The sequence below is a fragment of the Deltaproteobacteria bacterium genome, from assembly GCA_019308995.1.
Lineage (GTDB): Bacteria > Desulfobacterota > Desulfarculia > Adiutricales > JAFDHD01 > JAFDHD01.
This window is the reverse complement of record JAFDHD010000218.1, coordinates 1-2,165: the sequence shown is the minus strand read 5'-3', so window position 1 is coordinate 2,165 and position 2,165 is coordinate 1. Positions and strand designations below refer to the sequence as shown.

Annotated in this window: 3 protein-coding genes; 1 reads left to right on the top strand and 2 read right to left on the bottom strand. The window is 52.0% G+C overall.

Going from position 1 to position 2,165, the window contains the following annotated elements:
• Together amrS and JRI95_17095 are read right to left on the bottom strand one after the other, a co-directional pair.
• Nucleotides 1-1,028 (bottom strand): AmmeMemoRadiSam system radical SAM enzyme (amrS, locus tag JRI95_17100; protein ID MBW2063263.1); only part of this gene is annotated, 1,028 nt, incomplete at its 3' end.
• 206 nt (nt 1,029-1,234) lie between these two features.
• Nucleotides 1,235-1,660: a hypothetical protein gene (locus tag JRI95_17095; protein ID MBW2063262.1), complete on the bottom strand. Its 426-nt coding sequence runs from the start codon at nt 1,658-1,660 to the stop codon at nt 1,235-1,237.
• Nucleotides 1,661-1,935: 275 nt separating this feature from the next.
• Here JRI95_17095 and hisB point away from each other — a divergent pair.
• Nucleotides 1,936-2,165 (top strand): imidazoleglycerol-phosphate dehydratase (hisB, locus tag JRI95_17090; protein MBW2063261.1); only part of this gene is annotated, 230 nt, incomplete at its 3' end.

Genomic DNA, 2,165 nt, shown 5'->3' with positions numbered 1-2,165 from the left:
AGCATCTGATAATCCGGGTGGAAGCGAGTGAAGTGCACCGGCACGTCCGGCCCAAGCTCCCCCACTACCCATTTGGCCAGCTCGATCAGCATGCGCTCGGAGTCGTTTAAGGTCGGCACGACCAGATTCACTATTTCCAGATGAACCTTGCTGCGCGAAACCTGTTTGATACTACGCAAGACAGGCGCCAGGTCAGCGCCGCAGACGCGGCGGTAAAAATCCTGGCTAAAGCCTTTTAAGTCAATCTTGATGGCGTCCAAGAGAGAACACATCTCAGCCAGAGGCTCCTTGTTCATGAACCCGCAGCTGATCAGGACACTGGAGATATTTCGTTTACGAGCTATGCGGGCCACGTCCAATAAATACTCGGTAAAAACAACCGGCTCATTATACGTAAACGCAATTACAGGCGCTCGCTGCCTCTCTGTGGCCTGAACCACTGTTTCCGCCGGGATGAACCGGCCCGGAAAGTCCTCGGGCCGGGCTTGCGATATCTCCCAGTTCTGACAAAATTTGCACTTTAAGGGACAGCCAGCCGTGGCAAAGGAAAAAGCGGCCGACCCCGGAAGAAAATGATATAACGGCTTCTTCTCGATCGGATCAACGTGCACTGAGATGGGACGCCCATAAACCAGAGTCCGCAGCTTGCCGTGAATGTTGATTCTGGTGTGGCACAGGCCCCGTTCTCCCTCCCTGATAAGGCACTTCTGGGCGCACAAGAGGCATTTAACAATGCCTTCTTCATGATCAAATTCATCACCCTCGAGTTCTTCATCTGCTTGATGACAGGCCAAACAATTAACGCCAGGGGAGTTGGCAGAAATCCAGAAGCGCGCCAGAGGAGCTTCCTGAATCAACCTCTCCAGGACCGATGAGGCAGAAGAACCTGCCCGTGTTTCTTTGATCGAGGTTCTTAACCAGAACGGATGAGACAGCGTCATACCGGCGCCGCACAGAATCATACCCGACCGGAGCGCAGTCTTTAAAAAACTGCGCCTGGATGATTCTTCATCAGATCGTGATGGCATTTGTTTTTCGTTCCTGCTCTTCAGGGAGATGTTTCATTCAACCCTGCAAAATCCGCAAGCATCATTACGGCTCGCGTGGATCAGGATACATTTTACCATACTGGCAAGGGCTTTATTCAACTATGATCCAAACTCGAATATGTGTCAACCCAGGGGAGAGAGTAGGTCAGGGTGGCCCGCAAAGCAGGTCTCCCTGACAATATTAGCTATTTTTTTGTGTCAGGGAGCTTCGCACCCTGACCTACAGCTTCGGGAACGTAGTCTTCACATTGTTCGCGACATTCGGGAAACTTGAGGAGGCAGGCCTGGAGAAAGTGATACCGGCATTGACCGGTCGGGCTGTCCGGGTCAAATCGGAAGTCAGGGCAGATCACCTCTTTCGGCGGCCGGCGGCTTATAATCCGGTCAATGGCCTTCTGACGCTCCAGACCCTGCAAACCGAAACGATCCGCCCGCCAGACCGCGTCCCAGTATTGTTCGACCTTGTTCAGTTTGTTCTGCCAGTGTATGCAGAGGTAGTCTTTCAGGCCTGGTTTTCCGCTGGATTTCATGATTTGCCAGAAATGGTTCGAACAGCGGCCGTGTTTGAGGTATCGGCAAGGACGGTCGGAAAAAGGAATAACTTTATCCATCCTGTTTCTCCTGATAATAGCTTATACCACTTCGGAGGCATGTTCGCTATCTTAAATCAAATCAAAGGCCGACCGGGGCAGGGCTGAGGCCTTATAGTGTGCCTGTGGGTCAGAGCGCGAAGCTCCCTGACATAAAACTTAACTTTTTCATCATGGCCCGAGAAATTATCTTGCAATCATCTTTCCTAAAATGTTAAAAGAAATTACTAACTTGTCCTGAAGGCAGACAGGGGATTTCTATTTTCGGCCGTAAAAAAGGCCGGGTGAGGTGAGCTATGGGGCCCAGAAAGGCAGACATCGAGCGCAAAACCAAAGAAACAATTGTCAGCGCCAGCCTGAACCTGGACGGCCAGGGTCAGGCCAGGGTGGAAACCAATGTCGGTTTTCTCGATCACATGATCGCTTCGGCCATGGTCCATGGGTTTTTCGACCTCACCCTGACCGCCCGGGGAGACACGCAGGTTGACGACCACCACACCGTGGAAGATGTGGGCATTGTTTTAGG